Below are 17187 nucleotides of genomic sequence, written 5' to 3'. Positions count from 1 at the left end.
TAGGATAGCTGCTGTCGCGCGGCCCGCGGCGGATGACGCGAGAATCGCGCGCTCCACTGGCATGGACCATGCTTGCCGCCCCGGTCTCGGCGGCCCGCGCCGCGCCACGCCCACAAGAGAAACCGCCATGAGCCCAACACAAGCTTCCCCCCTGCCCCTCGGCTTCGCCGCCCGCACCGAGGACCACCTGCTGCACACCGTCGGCGTGGCCCCGGCCCGCGCCAGCTCCACCGACCTGATGCACGCCGTCTCGCAGGTCGCGCGCGCCGAGCTGTCGCAGCGCTGGGTGCAGACGCAGGCCGCCGAGCACGGCGTGCGCGCGCGCCGCGTCTACTACCTGTCGATGGAATTCCTGATCGGCCGCACGCTGTCCAACGCGCTGGCCGCGCTGGGCCAGACCGACGGCGCGGCCGAGGCGCTGGGCGCCCACGCCCAGGCCATGGAGGACGTGGCCGACCACGAGCCCGACGCCGCGCTGGGCAACGGCGGCCTGGGCCGCCTGGCGGCCTGCTTCCTCGATTCCATGGCCACGCTGGGCCTGCCCTCCTTCGGCTACGGCATCCGCTACGAGTACGGCATGTTCGCGCAGGAGATCCACAACGGCCAGCAGATCGAGCACCCGGACCCCTGGCTGGCCGACGGCACGCCCTGGGAGTTCCCGCGCTGGGAGATCCACTACCCGGTGCGCTTCGGCGGCTGGGTCGAGCACGTGGACGGCAAGGCCGTCTGGCGGCCGGCCGGCGAGGTCGAGGCCAAGGCCTACGACATGGTGATCCCCGGCCACGGCACCAAGAAGGTCAGCACGCTGCGCCTGTGGAAGGCCACCGCGCCCTCTCACATCGACCTGAACGCCTTCAACACCGGCGACTACCAGCGCGCCGCCACGGCCAAGAACGAGTACGAGAACATCTCCTGGGTGCTGTACCCCAACGACAGCACGCCGGCCGGCCGCGAGCTGCGCCTGAAGCAGGAGTACTTCTTCGTCGCCGCCTCGGTGCAGGACCTGGTGCGCCGCCACCTGGACGAGCACGGCACGCTGTCCAACCTGGCCGACCACGTGGCCATCCACCTGAACGACACGCACCCGGCCATCGCCGTGGCCGAGCTGATGCGCGTGCTGGTGGACGAGCAGGACATCGCCTGGGCGCCGGCCTGGGCGATCTGCCGGCGCACCTTCTCCTACACCAACCACACGCTGATGCCCGAGGCGCTGGAGACCTGGCCGGTGGGCCTGATGCAGCACGTGCTGCCGCGCCACCTGGAGATCATCTTCCGCATCAACAAGGAGTTCCTGGACTTCGCCGCCGCCCAGCGCCCCGGCGACAACGGCTTCCTGGCGCGGCTGTCGCTGATCGACGAGGCCGGCGAGCGCCGCGTGCGCATGGCCAACCTGTCCATCGTCGGCAGCCACAAGGTCAACGGCGTGTCCAAGCTGCACTCGGACCTGCTGGTGCAGACCATCTTCGCGGACTTCGCCGCGCTGTGGCCCGAGCGCTTCACCAACATGACCAACGGCGTCACGCCGCGGCGCTGGCTGGCGCAGGCCAATCCCGGCCTGTCCGGCCTGCTGGACCGCCACATCGGCACCGGCTGGCGGCGCGACCTGGACGAGATCGCCAAGCTGGGCGCGCTGGCCGGCGACGCGGCCGTGCAGGCCGAGTTCATGGACGCCAAGCGCGCCAACAAGGCCCGCCTGGCCACGCTGATCGCCCGCACCACCGGCGTGCAGGTCAGCCCCGACAGCCTGTTCGACGTGCAGGTCAAGCGCATCCACGAGTACAAGCGCCAGCTGCTGAACGTGCTGCACGTGGTCGGCCGCTACCAGGCCATCCTGGCCAACCCGGCCGGGCCGGACGGCCACGGCTGGGTGCCGCGCGTGGTGGTGCTGGCGGGCAAGGCCGCATCGAGCTACCACATGGCCAAGCAGATCATCCGGCTGATCCACGACGCCGGCCGCGTGATCAACAACGACCCGCGCGTGGGCGACCTGCTCAAGCTGGTGTTCATCCCGAACTACGGCGTCTCGGTGGCCGAGACCATCATGCCCGGCGCCGACCTGTCCGAGCAGATCTCCACCGCCGGCACCGAGGCCTCCGGAACCGGCAACATGAAGCTGGCGCTGAACGGCGCGCTGACCATCGGCACCGACGACGGCGCCAACATCGAGATCCGCGAGGCCGTGGGCGACGAGAACATCTTCATCTTCGGGCTGAAGACGCCCGAGGTGCAGGCGCTGCGCGCCAGCGGCTACCAGCCGATGCGCCACTACGAGGGCCAGCCCGACCTGAAGGCCGTGCTGGACGCCATCGCCGGCGAGCAGTTCTCCCCCGGCGAGCCGGGCCGCTACCGCGGCGTCGTCGACGCGCTGCTGTGGGGCGGCGACCACTACATGCTGCTGGCCGACTACGCCGACTACGTGGCCACGCAGGCCCGGGTCGACGCGCTGTACCGCCAGCCCTCCGAATGGTGCCGGCGCGCCATCCTCAACGTGGCCGGCATGGGCGTGTTCTCGTCGGACCGTACGATCCGGCAGTACGCCAGGCAGATCTGGCGCATCGAACCCAAGCCATGACCCAGCCACGCCCCGGACCAGCCGCAGACGACGCCTTCCTGATTTCCGACACCGACCTCTGGCTGCTGGCCGAGGGCACGCACCTGCGGCCCTACGCGGTGCTGGGTGCGCATCCGCTGGTGCTGCAGGGCACGGCCGGCACGCGCTTCGCGGTGTGGGCGCCGAACGCGCGGCGCGCCAGCGTGGTCGGCGACTTCAACGCCTGGGACGGCCGCCGCCACCCGATGCGCCTGCGCGAGGGCGCCGGCATCTGGGAGGTGTTCATCCCCAGCGTCGGGCCCGGCGCGCTCTACAAGTACGAGCTGGAAGACCGCGACGGCCGGCTGCTGCCGCTGAAGGCCGACCCCTACGCGCTGGCCGCCCAGCTGCGGCCCGAGACCGCCAGCGTCGTCGCCGAGCTGCCGGCGCCCGTGCCGCCGAGCCCGCAGCGCCAGCGCGCCAACGCGCACGACGCGCCGATGTCGATCTACGAGGTGCACCTGGCCAGCTGGCGCCGCCGCCCGGAGGAAGGCGGCCGCTGGCTCGACTGGGACGAACTGGCCGACACGCTGATCCCCTACGCGCTGGACCTGGGCTTCACCCACCTGGAGCTGCTGCCGGTCAGCGAGCACCCGTTCGACGGCTCCTGGGGCTACCAGCCGATCGGCCTGTTCGCGCCGACCTCGCGCTTCGGCGAGCCGGCCGGCCTGCACCGCTTCGTGCGCAGGGCCCACGACCAGGGCCTGGGCGTGCTGCTGGACTGGGTGCCGGCGCACTTCCCGGCCGACGCGCACGGCCTGGCGCGCTTCGACGGCACGGCGCTGTACGAGCACGCCGACCCGCGCGAGGGCTTCCACCACGACTGGAACACGCTGATCTACAACTTCGGCCGCACCGAGGTGCGCAACTTCCTGGTGAGCAACGCGCTGTACTGGCTGGAACGCTACGGCGTGGACGGCCTGCGCGTGGACGCCGTGGCCTCCATGCTGTACCGCGACTACAGCCGTCCGTCCGGCCAGTGGATCCCGAACCGCCACGGCGGCCGCGAGAACCTGGAGGCGATCGACTTCCTCAAGCGCCTGAACGAGACCGTCGGCGGCCAGCGGCCCGAGGCCGTCACCCTGGCCGAGGAGTCCACCTCCTTCCTCGGCGTCTCGCGCCCGACCTTCGCCGGCGGTCTGGGCTTCCACTACAAGTGGAACATGGGCTGGATGCACGACACGCTGCGCTACTTCGGCCGCGACCCGGCGCACCGCCGCCACCACCACCACGAGCTGACCTTCAGCATGGTCTACGCCTACAGCGAGCAGTTCGTGCTGCCGCTCTCGCACGACGAGGTGGTGCACGGCAAGGGCTCGCTGCTGGCGCGCATGCCGGGCGACCGCTGGCAGCAGTTCGCCAACCTGCGCGCGCTGTACGGCTACATGTGGGGCCATCCCGGCAAGAAGCTGCTGTTCATGGGCGGCGAGTTCGCCCAGCAGCGCGAGTGGGACCACGGCCAGAGCCTGGACTGGCACCTGCTGGGCGACGGCCTGCACGCCGGCGTGCAGCAGCTGGTGCGCGACCTGAACCGCGTGCTGCGCCACTACCCGGCGCTGCACGCGCTGGACCACGATCCGGCCGGCTTCGAGTGGCTGGAGGCCGACGACGCCCAGCACAGCACCTATGCCTTCGCCCGCCACGGCCGCGAGGACGGGCAGCTGATGCTGGTGGTCTGCAACCTCACGCCCGTGGTGCGGCGCGACTGGCGGCTGGGCGTGCCACGCCCGGGCCGCTACCACGAGCGGCTGAACACCGACTCGGTCTACTACGGCGGCAGCAACGCCGGCACGCCCTGGGGCGTGGCCGGCACCGAGCCCATCCCCGCGCACGGCCGCTCGCACTCGGTGCTGCTGACGCTGCCGCCGCTGGCCACCGTCTTCATGGAGTGGACGCCTTGAGGAAGCCCGACCCCCACGCCCTGCAGCCCGGCCGCCCCTGGCCGCTGGGCGCCACGTTCGACGGCCGGGGCGTGAACTTCGCCGTGGCCTCCGAGCACGCGCAGGCGATCGAGCTGTGCCTGTACGGCGCCGACGGACAGCACGAGACCGCCCGCATCGCCCTGCCCGGCCGCAGCCACGACGTCTGGCACGGCTACCTGCCCGGCGCCCTGCCCGGCCTGGTCTACGGCCTGCGCGCGCACGGCCCCTGGCGACCCGACCAGGGCCACCGCTTCAACCCGTTCAAGCTGCTGCTGGACCCGTACGCGCGCGAGATCGTCGGCACGTTCGCCTGGCGCGACGAGCACTTCGGCGCCGACCTGCGCCACCCGCTGCACATGGACCAGACCGACAACGCCCCCTGGGCGCTGAAGGCCCGCGTGGTGCACGATGACGCGGACTGGGGCGGCGACGAGCCGCCGCGCACGCCGCTGGCCGACACCGTGCTCTACGAACTGCACGTGCGCGGCTTCAGCAAGGCCAACCCGGCCGTGCCCGAGCCCCTGCGGGGCACCTACGCCGGCCTCGCGCACCCGGCCTCGATCGGCCACCTGCAGCGCCTGGGCGTCACCGCCGTCAGCCTGCTGCCGGTGCACTACGCGCTGGACGAGCAGCGCCTGGTGCGCCTGGGCCTGGGCAACTACTGGGGCTACAACACGCTGGGCTTCTTCTGCCCGGCGCCGCGCCTGGCCGCCGCGCGCGAGGGCGCGGCCCAGCGCGAGGAATTCCGCGCCATGGTGCGCGCGCTGCACGCGGCCGGCATCGAGGTGCTGCTGGACGTGGTCTACAACCACACCGCCGAGACCGACGAGAACGGGCCCACGCTGTCCTTCCGCGGCCTGGACAACGCGCTGTACTACCGCCTGCCGCCCGAGCACCGGGCGCTGTACGAGAACCACACCGGCTGCGGCAACACGCTGGACATCCGCTCGCCGCGCGTGCTGCAGCTGGTCATGGACAGCCTGCGCCACTGGGTGGCCGAGTTCCACGTCGACGGCTTCCGCTTCGACCTGGCCGTGGTGCTGGGCCGCGGCGAGCACGGCTTCGACGCGCGCGGCGCCTTCTTCGCGGCGGTCGCGCAGGACCCGCTGCTCTCGCGCGTGAAGATGATCGCCGAGCCCTGGGACATCGGCCCCGGCGGCTACCAGGTCGGCGGCTTTCCGCGCGGCTGGCTGGAGTGGAACGACAAGTTCCGCGACAGCATGCGCGCGTTCTGGATGCTGCCGGCCGCCGGACGCGAGGGCGCCGCCGCGCGCGGCGAATTCGCGCTGCGCCTATGCGGCTCGTCCGACCTGTACCAGCCGCGCAACCGGCCGCCGGCCGAATCGGTCAACTACGTCGTCTCGCACGACGGCTTCACGCTGGCCGACCTGGTCGCCTACGACCAGCGCCACAACGAGGCCAACGGCGAACAGAACCGCGACGGCCACGGCCACAACCTGAGCTTCAACTGCGGCGTCGAAGGGCCGAGCGGCGACCCGCAGGTGCTGGCACTGCGCGGCAAGCTGCAGCGCGCGCTGCTGGCCAGCGCGCTGCTGGCCCAGGGCACGCCGATGCTGGCCGCCGGCGACGAGCTGGGCCACAGCCAGGGCGGCAACAACAACCCCTATTGCCAGGACAACGCGACCACCTGGATCGCCTGGGACCGCGCCGATCCGCAGCTGACCGACTTCACGGCCCGGGTGCTGGCGCTGCGCCGCCTGGCCGGGCCCTTCGGCAGCCACTGGTACAGCGGCCTGTCCGACCCGCTGGGCCTGCACGACCTGAGCTGGCTGCAGGCCGACGGCAGCCCGCTGGCCGGCGAGGCCTGGCAGGCCCCCGGCCAGCGCGTGCTGGGCTGCCTGATCGGCAAGCCCGGCCGCGCCAAGGCGCCGCTGCTGCTGCTGGTCAACGGCGGCACAGCCGACGCCGGCTTCCTGCTGCCCGCCGGCGTCTGGCGCGGCCTGCTCGACACCGCCGACCCCGCAGGCCGCTCGCGCTGGTACGGCCAGGGCGAGCAGCCCTATCCGCTGCCGGCGCTGAGCCTGTCGCTGCTGGCGGCCGAGGGCGCCGGCATCCAGCTCGGCTGATCCTCCCGGCATCCGGCGCTGCCGGCCGGCCGGCTCCCTCCACCCCTCCATCCGAAGCCGACGTTCCCATGCGACTCCCCCGCGCCAGCGGCATCCTGCTCCACCCCACCAGCCTGCCCGGCCCGCACGGCGGCGGCGACCTCGGCCCCGCGGCCTACCACTTCGTGAACTGGCTGGTCGCGGCCGGCCAGAAGCTCTGGCAGATCCTGCCGCTGACCGGCATCGGCCCCGGCAACTCGCCGTACATGAGCCCCTCGGCCTTCGCCGGCAACGTGCTGCTGGTGGACCTGGCGGACCTGGCCGCCCAGGGCTGGCTGCAGGCCGGCGACCTGGACGTGCCCGCCGGCCGCTTCGCCGACGCCCGCGTGGACTACGCCGCCATGGTCCCCTGGCGCATGCAGCGGCTGGCGCTGGCGGCGGCCGGCTTCGCCGAGCGCGCCACGCCCGAGCAGCGCGCCGCGCACGACGCCTTCTGCGCCCGGCATGCGCACTGGCTGGAGGACTACGCGCTGTTCATGGCACTGGCCGAGGCGCAGCCGGGCCGCGACTGGGCCGACTGGCCGGCCGCGCTGGCGCGGCGCGACCCCGGCGTGCTGCGCGAGGCCGCGCTGCAGCATGCCGGCCGGCTGGCGTTCTGGCGCTTCGCGCAGTGGCAGTTCTTCGCGCAGTGGGGCCGGCTGCGCGCCTATGCCAACGTGCGCGGCGTGTCCATCGTCGGCGACGCGCCGATCTTCATCGCGCCGCAGAGCGCCGACGCCTGGGCGCGGCAGGACCTGTTCGAGCTGGACGCCGACGGCCGCCAGCGCGTCGTGGCCGGCGTGCCGCCGGACTACTTCAGCGCCACCGGCCAGCGCTGGGGCAACCCGCTGTACCGCTGGAGCGCGCACGCCGCCGACGGCTACGCCTGGTGGACCGAGCGCATCCGCCACACCTTCGCGCTGGTGGACGTGGTGCGCATCGACCATTTCCGCGGCTTCGCGGCGTACTGGGAGATCCCGGCCGCCGAGCCCACCGCCATCCACGGCCGCTGGGTGCCCGGCCCCGGGCCGGCGCTGTTCGAGGCCATCGCCGCCGCGCTCGGCCCGCTGCCGGTGATCGCCGAGGACCTGGGCGTCATCACGCCCGACGTGGACGCGCTGCGCCACGCCACCGGGTTCCCCGGCATGCGCGTGCTGCAGTTCGCGTTCGACGGCAAGCCCGACAACCCCTACCTGCCGCACAACTACGCGCCCGACACCGTGGTCTACACCGGCACGCACGACAACGACACCACGCTGGGCTGGTGGCGCGCGGCCGGCGCCGGCGAGCGCGAGCACGCGGCGCGCTACCTGGGCCACGCGGCCGCCGAGCTCGACACCGGCATCCACTGGGCCATGCTCCGCGCCGCCTGGGCCAGCGTGGCCGACACCGCCATCGCCCCGCTGCAGGACGTGCTGGGCCTGCCCTCCGAGCACCGCATGAACCTGCCCGGCGAGGCCGACGGCCACTGGGCCTGGCGCTTCGGCTGGGACATGGTGCAGCCCGCGCACGCCGAGCGGCTGGCGGCGCTGACGCGGCTGTACGGGCGCGGCTGAACGGCCGGCGCCTGCGCGGCGGCCAAGCGCCGCCGCAGATCACACCACCGGCCATCGCTGGTGCGCGGCTTGGCACATCGGTCGGTGCCGCCAACGCGCCGTGGCGGCAGCTTCGCCGGGTTTTCCCAGGGCGGCGCCTGCTTGACAGCATATTTCAAGAATACACAATGCATTATGCTTTTGCCTCGCATCGAACCTGCCAGGGCCGTGTTGATCGTCATCGACATGCAGAAGGACAACGTCGACGTCGGCGCTCCGATGTTCTTCCCCCAAGCCCGTGCAGCCATCGAACCCAACCGGCGCGCCCTCGAACTGGCGCGTGCCGCAGCCATGCTGGTGGTCTTCGCCATGCACGCGCACCGGGCGGACGGACGCGACATGGGCCGGTTCGCCGACCGGTATCCCGCCATCCGCGAACGCCGTGCCCTGATCGAGGGCACGCCAGGGGCGGAGATCTGCGATGAATTGCGTCCGAACGCGGACGAGCTCGTGATCAAGAAGCGGCGGCACAGCACCTTCTTCGGCACCGACCTGGACATCGTGCTGCGCAGCCAGCGCATCGACACGGTCGTGATTGCAGGACTGGCCACGTCGAGCTGCGTGATCAGCACCGCCCGCGACGCATGCGCGCACGAGTACCGCACCGTGGTCCTTGGCGATGCCTGCGTGGCAGGTTCCGTCGCGGACCGGGGCTGGGGCGCGTGGGACGGAGACCAGATCACCGCGGCAGGCTTGTCGGTGATGGCGGGCAATACCGCGGAAGTTCTCACCGTCGAGCAATTCGCGGCACTGTTGCGTCGGGCCTAGATCGACTTCATCAGCAGGAGACAACATGCAGCATTTTCGCAAGCAGGCCGTAGTCCTATTGGCAGGCGCCTGGGTATTGGCAGCCGTTCCCCCGTGGGTCGGCGCGCAGGAGATCCCCGTGATGGCGATCTCTTCCCTGACGGGCGCGACGGCCTACGCCGGCGTGCCCGAGATGAACGGCATCCGGCTCGCGATCGATCAGGCCAACGACGACGGCTATCTCGGCAAGGCGAAGATCAAACTCATCGAGGGCGACTACGCCGCCGAGAAGCCCCAGGCCATCAGTCTTGCAGGCCAGGCCATCCAGCGGCACAAGGTCGTCCTGGCATTGGGGCCCACGGCCTCGCCCGAAGCCGTGGCTGTGAGCTACATCTTCAACGAGGGCAAGACGCCGATGCTCAGCTTCGGAACCTCCAATGCCATCACCGCGAACAGTCCCTGGGCATTCAAGATCCAGCAAAGCGGCACCGAGTCGGTGCCGTTGCTGGCCAGGTACGCATTGGAGAAAACGCCGGTGCGCAGGATGGCGATGATCTACGACTCCGGCAATGACGGGCTGGTCGAATACAAGAATGTCTTCGCCAAGACATTCAAGGATGGTGGCGGCACGGTGGTCGCGGAAGAGGTGGTGTCCGCCAAGGAAGCGAATTTCCAACCGCTGTTCACCAAGCTCATGGCGATGAATCTGGACGGCATCTTCATCTCCAACTACGCGGAGCAGGCCGCGAACATCATGGTGCAGTTCCGGCGTGCGGGCATGCCGCAGTCGGTCCGGTTCTTCGGCACCGTCGGCGTGATGACGCCCCGCCTGGTGGAGATCGGCGGCCAGACGATCGAAGGAGCACAGGGGATCGGCGAGTTCGTTCCGGGCCTGGATCGTCCGTTGAACAAGGCATTCGAAAGTGCCTATCTGGAACGCTACAAGACGACGCCGGACTCCTTCGCTGCGCTGGGCTATTCGCTGGGACTGGTGGCGTTGAAGGCCATCAAGGATGCGAGTCCCGACCCGACGCCGGAGAAGGTACGTGTCGCGCTGACCAACCTGCGCGACGTACCGGTGGTCGTTGGCAACGGCGTCTGGAACCACAAGGACCGCAATGGCAACTACGGTGCGGTCGTACTGGAGGTCAAGGCCGGAAAATTCATCGCCGCGCCTTGACAGGCAGGCGATGGAGGAGGCGGTCGCCGTCCTGCCCGCGCGGCACCCCGCCCCTGCTTCGCCACAATCCCCGGGTGTCCTTGCCATCGCTCCTGCCCATCGGCCCCGCCGGGCTGCTCAAGCTGTCCGCCCTCGGGGCAGTGGCCACCATCGCGCTGAAGAGCGCAGCCTGGGCGCTGACCGGCTCGATCGGCCTGCTGTCCGACGCGATGGAATCGTTCGTGAACCTGGCCGGCGCGCTGTTCGCGCTGTGGATGGTCCAGGTCGCGCGGCGGCCGGCCGACACCGGCCACAACTACGGCCACCACAAGGCCGAGTATTTCTCGTCCGGCTTCGAAGGGCTGCTGGTCCTCGGCGCGGCCGTCGGCATCGTCTGGGCCTCGGCGCACCGGTTGCTGCTGCCGCAGCCGCTGGGGCCGCTGGACCTGGGCCTGGCCCTGTCGGTGGCCAGCGCCGTGCTGAACGCCGCGCTGGCCGGGGCGCTGTTCCGCGGCGCGCGGGCCGCCCGCTCGGTCGCGCTGGAGGGCGACGCGCGCCACCTGATGACCGACGTCTGGACCTCCGCCGGCGTGGTCGCGGGCCTGCTGGCCGCGCTGGCCACCGGCTGGCACTGGCTGGACCCGCTGATCGGCCTGGCGGTGGCGCTGAACATCGCGCGCGAGGGCGCCCGGCTGGTGTGGCGGTCCTCGCAGGGGCTGATGGACGCGGCGCTGGAGCCGGCGCTGGCCGCGCAGATCGACGCCGTGCTGCGCGGCTTCGTGCAGCGCGAGGCCGCCGCCGGCATCCGCATCGACCACGTCGCCACGCGCGGCGCCGGCCACCGGCGCTACGCGGAGCTGCACCTGCACGTGCCCGGCGGCTGGAGCCTGGCGCGCGCGGCGCGGTTGCGCGACGAGATCGAGGCCGCGCTGATGCACGCCGTGCCCGACCTGTACACCACGATCCAGCTGCTGCCGCTGGGCATGGAGACGCGGGCGGTCCACGCGCCCTCGCCCTAATGTCCCGGCCCAGTGCCCCGGTTCAGGCCAGCAGGCCCTGCGGCACCGGCATGGTGGCCATCGGCACCACCAGCTCGAACTCGCGCTCAACCTGCGCCTGGATGCGCGCGAACACCGCCGGGATGGTGCAGCTGCCCGCCGTGTCGGCGTCGCGCAGGTAGCCGCCGATCTTGCCGTCGGGGTAGAGGCGGAAGGCCATGCCCTCGCAGAACGCCGGGTCGGCCCACAGCCGCTGGTTCAGCTCGGCCAGGTACTGCACGTGGTTCAGCGGCTTGCGCATGGCGGCCTCCTAGAAGCGCTCCAGGTCGGCCAGTTCCAGGCAGTCGTCGGGCAGGTTGTCCAGCGCCAGCGTGGGCTGGCCCTGCTCGTCCTCGACCACCTTCAGGCGCGGGCCGACGTCCACGCGCGTCTCGTCGCGCAGCAGCGCGCACACGGTGTCGCCGGCCCGGATGCGGGCGACGACCTCGTCCACGCCGGCCTCGTGCGGCTCCTGCGTCCACTGGCCGGGGCCCTCGCCCTCCCCCAGCTGCAGCGCCGTCAGCTGCTGGCTGCGGTAGCACACGGCGGTCACGCGGTATTCGCTCATCGGGAGCCTCCTCGTCCAAGGGTCCAGGGATGGTGCAGCCGGGATGTTCGCGCCGGTGGGGGCGGCATCGCTGTCGGCCGAGGCCGCGAGGTAGCGTCGGGCGGGCGATGCCGAGGTCCGGAAACGGCCAGTCCGCGGCGGCGGCGCTGCCTATGATGCCGCCATGGCCGCCCCGCCCTTTCCTCCCGCCGGATCCTCGCCGCTGGACGACGCGCGCTACCGCGCGCTGGCTGCCCGCGACGCGCGCTTCGACGGGCGCTTCTTCACCGGCGTGACCAGCACCGGCATCTACTGCCGGCCGGTCTGCGGCGTGAAGACGCCGCGGCGCGAGAACTGCCGCTTCTTCGAGCATGCGGCGCAGGCCGAGCGGGCGGGCTTCCGCCCCTGCCTGCGCTGCCGGCCCGAGCTGGCGCCGCAGGCGCTGGCCTGGTCCGCGCAGGATGCGGCCGGCATCCTGGCCAGCCAGGCCGCCCGGCTGCTGGACGAGCCGGAGGCCTGGCCCGAGGACGGCCCCACGGCCCAGGCCCTGGCCGCGCGGCTGGGCGTGAGCGACCGCCACGTGCGCCGCATCTTCGAGGCGCAGTTCGGCGTCTCGCCGCTGCAGTACCTGCAGACGCGCCGGCTGCTGGCGGCCAAGCAGCTGCTGGCCGACACCGGCCTGCCGGTCGCGCAGGTCGCCGCCGCCAGCGGCTTCCGCAGCCTGCGCCGCTTCAACGCGGCCTTCCTGGCGCACTACGGCATGAGCCCCGGCGCGCTGCGCCGCGCCGGCGGCCGGCCCGAGGGCCAGGCCAGCACGGTGCGGCTGGGCTACCGGCCGCCCTACGACTGGCAGGCGATGCTGGACTTCCTCGCGGCGCGCCAGATCCCGGGCGTGGAGCGGGTGGACCTGGGGGCGCAGCCCGCGTTCGCGCGCACCTGGCAGTGGCGCGGCGGCGGCACGGTGCAGGCCGGCTGGCTGCAGCTGCGCTTCGCGCCGCAGCGCCACCAGGTGCAGCTGCAGGTGTCGGACAGCCTGCACGGCGCGCTGCCGCAGCTGATCCGCCGCGTGCGCGCGCTGCTGGACCTCGACGCCGACCCCGAGGCCATCCACGCCGTGCTGGGCGCGCGCTTTCCGCACGGCGCAGGCCTGCGCGTGCCGGGCTGCCTGGACGGCTTCGAGCTGGCCGTGCGCGCGGTGCTGGGCCAGCAGGTGACGGTGGCCGCCGCGCGCACGCTGGCCAGCCGGCTGGCGGCGCGGCTGGGTGCGCCGATCGCGACGCCGCTGCCCGGCCTCACGCATTTGTTCCCCACCGCCGAGCAGCTGGCCGTGCTGGGCGACGGCGCGGCCGAGGCGCTGGGCGCCCTGGGCATCGTGCGCCAGCGCCAGGCCGCGATCCTGGCGCTGGCGCGCGCCGTGATCGGCGGGCTGGCGCTGCACCCCGGCGCCGACGTGCCGGCCACCGTGGCCGTGCTGCGTGCGCTGCCGGGCATCGGCGACTGGACCGCGCAGTACGTCGCGATGCGCGCCCTGCGCTGGCCCGACGCCTTTCCCGCTGGCGACGTGGCGCTGCACAACGCGCTGCAGCTGCGCGGCGAGCGCCACCCGGCGCGCGCGGCCGAGGCCGCCGCCGAGGCCTGGCGGCCCTGGCGCAGCTACGCCGTGCTGCGCGCCTGGGCGCTGCCGGCGCCTTCCCCTTCCGTTTCCCCGGCTTGCCAGGAGCAAGAAGCCATGCACGCACCGCCCACACCCCCACGAGGCCCCCAATGACCACCTGTCCGCACCTTCATCGCCGCACCCCGGGCCTGGCCCGGCGGGCCGGGGGACGCCCAGCCACCTGCAGGCGTTGCAGTCCGTGCCCTGGCACGCGCCAGGGCGGCGGCCTGCGGCCCGGCGCCCCCCGTCGTGGGCGCGGTCGATTCATCCACGGCTTCTGACACCATGCGATTCGATCCGTCCACGGTGCGCCAGCACATCGACACCCCGCTCGGCCCCATGCTGCTGGCGGCCAGCGACCGCGGCCTGAACGGCGCCTGGTTCGACGGCCAGCGCCACCAGCCCGACGCCGCCACCATCGCGCGCTGGCCGCAGGCACTGCGCCATCCGGTGCTGCTGGCCGCCCGGCAGCAGCTGCAGGCGTATTTCGCCGGCCAGCGCAGCCGCTTCGACCTGCCGCTGGACCTGTCGGGCGGCACCGCCTTCCAGCAGGCCGTGTGGCAGGCGCTGCTGGCCATCGGCCCGGGCGCCACCAGCGGCTACGGCGCGCTGGCCACGGCGCTCGGCCGGCCGGCGGCGGCGCGCGCCGTCGGCGCCGCGGTCGGCCGCAACCCGGTCAGCGTGGTCGTGCCCTGCCACCGCGTGCTGGGCGCCGGCGGCGCGCTGACGGGCTACGCCGGCGGCCTGGCGCGCAAGGAAGCACTGCTGCGCCTGGAGCGGGCGCAGGCCCTGCTGCGGCGGGAGGCCGCTTGAGCGGCGGCAGCGCGGGCGCGCCGCCGCGCTGGATCGGCGAGTTCCTGGCGCTGTCGGCGCTGTGGGGCGCCTCCTTCCTGTTCATGCGCCAGGCCGCGCTGGAACTCGGCCCGCTGCCGACCGCGGCCGCGCGCGTGGCCATCGCGGCGGCCTGCCTGCTGCCGCTGCTGTGGCGGCGCGGCCTGCTGCGCGAACTGGCGCGGCACCGCTGGCCGGTGCTGTTCGTCGGCGTGCTGAACTCGGGCATCCCGTTCGCGCTGTACGCGTATGCGGTGCTGTTCATCCCGACCGGCCTGTCGGCGATCCTGAATGCCACCGTGCCGCTGTTCGGCGCCCTGGTGGCCTGGGCCTGGCTGCACGAGCGGCCCGGCGCCGCGCGCAGCCTGGGGCTGGCGCTGGGCTTCGTCGGCGTGGCGCTGCTGGCCTGGAACAAGGCCAGCTTCACGCCCCGGGCCGGCGCCGCGGCCACCGGCTGGGCCGTGCTGGCCTGCCTGGCGGCCTGCATCTGCTACGCGCTGGCGGCCAGCTTCATCAAGCGCCACCTCGGCACGGTGCCGCCGCTGGTGCTGGCCACCGGCAGCCAGCTCGGCGCCACGCTGGGGCTGGCGCTGCCGGCGCTGTGGCTGTGGCCGGCGCGCGCGCCCAGCGCCGCGGCCATCGGCAGCCTGGCGGCCGTGGGCGTGCTGTGCACGGCGCTGGCCTACGTGCTGTTCTTCCGGCTAATCGCCAGCATGGGCCCGGCGCGCACGCTGACGGTCACCTTCGTCGTGCCGGTGTTCGGCGTGCTGTACGGCACGCTGCTGCTGGACGAACCGCTGACGCCGGCCATGCTGGGCTGCGGCGCGCTGATCCTGCTCGGCACGGCGCTGGCGGCCGGCGCGCTGCGGCTGCCGGCCAAGGGTTGAACCCCAGGCGCCGCCGGGCGGCCACTGGCACATTCGGTGCTTCCCATGCGCCCCTGCGCCCATCGCGGTGCGCAGGCCCGTTCAACCCTGGAGAAGACGCCCCATGAGACCCCCCTTGCGCACCACCCTGTGGATCGCCACCCCCGTCACGCTCGCGGCCCTGCTCGCCGCCTGCGGTGGCGACGGCGACGGGCTGATCGTCGACACCAACGTCAACAGCTGCTCGATCCTGGCGGGCAACGGCTCGCCCGTCATCGTCGGCTCCGGCCAGGCCGGCGACCCGGCGGCGCCCGAGCCGTCCTCCGGCTACCGGCTGGGCTACACGGCCAAGTACTCCAGCAGCTACATGGTCGTGGCCAACACGCCGCTGGCCACCAAGGCCGGCTGCGAGGTGCTGCGCGCGGGCGGTACCGCGGCCGATGCGGCGGTGGCGGTGCAGGCCGTGCTGGGGCTGGTGGAACCGCAGTCCAGCACCGTCGCGGGCAGCGCGTTCATGCTGTACTACGACGCGTCCAGCAGGAAGGTCACCGCCTACGACGGCCGCGAGACCGCCCCCGCGGCCGCCACCGGCTACTACCTGGTGCGCCAGGACCAGGCCGACGCCGGCTCGCCCGCGCCGGTGCCCAGCGCACGCCGCAGCGGCCGCTCGATCGGCGTGCCGGGCGTGATGCGCATGCTGGAGATGGCCCAGAAGGAGCACGGCCGGCTGCGCTGGAACCAGCTGTTCGACGAAGGCATCACCCTGGCGGCCACCGGCTACGCGATCCCGCGGCGCATGGGCGACGCCATCAGCGGCAGCGCCACCAGCCTGCGGCTGGACGCCAACGCGGTGGCCGCCTACTTCAACGCCGACGGCACGCCCAGGGCGGCCGGCACCACCACCACCAACCAGCCCTATGCCGAGACGCTCAAGGCGCTGGCCGCCCAGGGCGCCAACGCGCTGCACACCGGCCCCATCGCCGAGGCCATCGTCGCCAAGGTCGGCCAGAGCGTGGGCGACGACGCCGCGCGCACGCCGATCACGCCGGGCCTGATCACCATGGCCGACCTGGCCCGCTACCAGCCCAAGAAGCGCGACCCGGTCTGCACCACCTACCGCAACGCCTACTACGTCTGCACGATGGCGCCGCCGTCCTCCGGCGGCATCGCGATCGCGCAGACACTGGGCATCCTGGAGAACTTCAACCTCTCGCTGTACCCGCCGCTGAACCCGGCCAACGAAGGCGGCGTGCCCGCCGTGGCCGGCGTGCACCTGGTGTCCGAAGCCGAGCGCCTGGCCTACGCCGACCGCGACAAGTACGTGGCCGACACCGACTACATCCCGCTGCCGGGCGCCGGCGTGTCCACCATGCTGGACAAGAACTACCTGCGCAGCCGCGCCGCGCTGATCGACATGAACCGCAGCATGGGCACGGCCGCCGCCGGCGACCTGGGCGACGTGCCGCTGGGCCGCGACACCACGCCGGAGAACGGCACCACGCATTTCTCGATCGTCGACGCCTACGGCAACGTGGCCTCGGTCACCTCGACCGTGGAGTCGAGCATGGGCTCGTTCCACATGACCAACGGCTTCCTGCTGACCAACCAGCTGACCGACTTCTCGGCCCAGCCGGTGGATGCCAACGGCACGCCGATCGCCAACCGCGTGGCGCCCGGCAAGCGCCCGCGCAGCACGATGGCACCCACGCTGGTGTTCCGCGGCACCGCGCCGGGCGACTTCCTGATGGCCACCGGCTCGCCCGGCGGCGGCACCATCATCCAGTACGTGCTGAAGACCGTGGTCGGCGCGCTGGACTGGGGCCTGGACGCGCAGCAGGCGACCTCGCTGGTGGACTTCGGCGCCAGCAACAGCCCCACGACGAGCGTCGACGGGTCCAACACCGCGCTGGACACCTCGGCGCTGGTGGCCGGCCTGCAGGCGCTGGGCCACACGGTCTCCACATCGCCGCAGTCCAGCGGCGTCTCCACGATCATGCGCGTGCAGAAGGACGGGCGCTGGATGCTCGAAGGCGGCGTGGACCCGCGCCGCGAAGGCATCGTGCTCGGCGACGGGGCGCTGTAGCCAGCCGTCCGGCGGCCCCAACGCCGGGCCGCCGCGCTGCCACCGGGGCAC

General features: G+C 72.8%; 13 protein-coding genes. 11 read left to right on the top strand and 2 right to left on the bottom strand.

Going from position 1 to position 17187, the window contains the following annotated elements:
- Positions 1-127: 127 nt before the first annotated feature.
- The 7 genes from QM782_RS20120 to QM782_RS20090 all read left to right on the top strand — a co-directional run bounded on the left by QM782_RS20120 (position 128) and on the right by QM782_RS20090 (position 11137).
- The gene (locus QM782_RS20120; protein WP_415204658.1) at positions 128-2572 is read left to right on the top strand and encodes a glycogen/starch/alpha-glucan phosphorylase; all 2445 of its coding nucleotides are present in this window, start codon (positions 128-130) and stop codon (positions 2570-2572) included.
- The gene (glgB, locus tag QM782_RS20115; protein WP_415204657.1) at positions 2569-4491 is read left to right on the top strand and encodes a 1,4-alpha-glucan branching protein GlgB; all 1923 of its coding nucleotides are present in this window, start codon (positions 2569-2571) and stop codon (positions 4489-4491) included. The genes QM782_RS20120 and glgB overlap by 4 nt, the downstream gene beginning before the upstream one ends.
- Complete coding sequence (gene glgX / locus QM782_RS20110) at positions 4488-6599, top strand: glycogen debranching protein GlgX (RefSeq protein WP_415204656.1); 2112 nt, start codon at positions 4488-4490, stop codon at positions 6597-6599. Before glgB ends, glgX begins: the two co-directional genes overlap by 4 nt.
- 68 nt (positions 6600-6667) lie before the next feature.
- Entirely contained in the window at positions 6668-8173 is a 1506-nt protein-coding gene (gene malQ / locus QM782_RS20105) for a 4-alpha-glucanotransferase (RefSeq protein WP_415204655.1), read from the top strand.
- 207 nt (positions 8174-8380) lie between these two features.
- On the top strand, positions 8381-8980 hold the full coding sequence (locus QM782_RS20100) for a cysteine hydrolase family protein (protein ID WP_415204654.1): 600 nt from the start codon (positions 8381-8383) through the stop codon (positions 8978-8980).
- 25 nt (positions 8981-9005) lie between these two features.
- A complete protein-coding gene (locus QM782_RS20095) occupies positions 9006-10139 on the top strand; it encodes an ABC transporter substrate-binding protein (RefSeq protein ID WP_415204653.1) in 1134 nt (377 codons plus the stop codon).
- Between the two features lie 74 nt (positions 10140-10213).
- Positions 10214-11137 carry a cation diffusion facilitator family transporter gene (locus QM782_RS20090; protein ID WP_415204652.1) on the top strand — a complete coding sequence of 308 codons (924 nt, stop codon included), beginning with the start codon at positions 10214-10216 and terminating at the stop codon, positions 11135-11137.
- Positions 11138-11159: 22 nt separating this feature from the next.
- On the opposite strand, the gene QM782_RS20085 is transcribed toward QM782_RS20090, so the two are convergent.
- The gene (locus QM782_RS20085) at positions 11160-11417 is read right to left on the bottom strand and encodes a hypothetical protein (RefSeq protein ID WP_415204651.1); all 258 of its coding nucleotides are present in this window, start codon (positions 11415-11417) and stop codon (positions 11160-11162) included.
- Between the two features lie 9 nt (positions 11418-11426).
- Positions 11427-11723, bottom strand: a complete 297-nt coding sequence (locus QM782_RS20080) for a hypothetical protein (protein ID WP_415204650.1) — start codon at positions 11721-11723, stop codon at positions 11427-11429.
- Positions 11724-11886: 163 nt separating this feature from the next.
- On the opposite strand from QM782_RS20080, the gene QM782_RS20075 reads away from it, so the two are divergent.
- The 4 genes from QM782_RS20075 to QM782_RS20060 all read left to right on the top strand — a co-directional run bounded on the left by QM782_RS20075 (position 11887) and on the right by QM782_RS20060 (position 17136).
- Positions 11887-13470 carry an AlkA N-terminal domain-containing protein gene (locus QM782_RS20075; protein ID WP_415204649.1) on the top strand — a complete coding sequence of 528 codons (1584 nt, stop codon included), beginning with the start codon at positions 11887-11889 and terminating at the stop codon, positions 13468-13470.
- Between the two features lie 171 nt (positions 13471-13641).
- The gene (locus QM782_RS20070; RefSeq protein ID WP_415204648.1) at positions 13642-14169 is read left to right on the top strand and encodes a methylated-DNA--[protein]-cysteine S-methyltransferase; all 528 of its coding nucleotides are present in this window, start codon (positions 13642-13644) and stop codon (positions 14167-14169) included.
- Positions 14166-15074, top strand: a complete 909-nt coding sequence (locus tag QM782_RS20065; RefSeq protein ID WP_415204647.1) for a DMT family transporter — start codon at positions 14166-14168, stop codon at positions 15072-15074. Before QM782_RS20070 ends, QM782_RS20065 begins: the two co-directional genes overlap by 4 nt.
- Positions 15075-15177: 103 nt before the next feature.
- Positions 15178-17136, top strand: coding sequence for a gamma-glutamyltransferase family protein (locus QM782_RS20060; protein WP_415204646.1), 1959 nt, complete (start codon positions 15178-15180; stop codon positions 17134-17136).
- The last annotated feature ends 51 nt before the right edge of the window (positions 17137-17187 follow it).

It is taken from the genome of Pseudorhodoferax sp. (genome assembly GCF_047601025.1).
Taxonomy (GTDB): Bacteria; Pseudomonadota; Gammaproteobacteria; order Burkholderiales; family Burkholderiaceae_C; genus Pseudorhodoferax.
Note: the sequence above shows the minus strand (reverse complement) of the source record. Positions and strands in the feature narration are given on the sequence as shown.